This is a genomic window from Escherichia sp. 94.0001, assembly GCF_013369155.2.
Classification (GTDB): domain Bacteria; phylum Pseudomonadota; class Gammaproteobacteria; order Enterobacterales; family Enterobacteriaceae; genus Escherichia; species Escherichia coli_F.
In genome coordinates this window covers 1-360 of the sequence record NZ_JABWMS020000262.1, presented here as the reverse complement: position 1 = coordinate 360, position 360 = coordinate 1, and the positions used below count along the sequence as shown (strand labels likewise).

Here is a 360-nt window from a genome sequence, read left to right as displayed (position 1 = left end):
AGAGGTATCACACTATGAAAATCATCACCCGTGGTGAAGCCATGCGTATTCACCAACAACATCCGGCATCCCGTCTTTTTCCTTTCTGTACCGGCAAATACCGCTGGCACGGCAGCACTGAAGCGTATACCGGTCGTGAAGTGCAGGATATTCCCGGTGTGCTGGCCGTGTTTGCTGAACGCCATAAGGACAGTTTTGGCCCGTATGTCCGGCTGATGAGCGTCACCCTGAACTGATGTTCCGTCACCCGGAAAACGAGTACGACCAGATGGACTCAGACGCCGCTGTGGATGAGGCCATTCTCGTCAATGCATACATCTTCACCGAAACCGGTCAGCGCGCCGGCTGACCTGTCATCGT

The 360-nt window shown here is 54.4% G+C and carries 1 protein-coding gene; it reads left to right on the top strand.

Features of this window, described 5'->3' with window-relative positions; translation table 11 throughout:
• The first annotated feature begins 41 nt into the window (after positions 1 to 41).
• Positions 42 to 236 (top strand): DUF987 domain-containing protein, encoded by a 195-nt coding sequence (locus tag HEN33_RS25610; protein ID WP_097497247.1) that lies wholly within the window; start codon positions 42 to 44, stop codon positions 234 to 236.
• The last annotated feature ends 124 nt before the right edge of the window (positions 237 to 360 follow it).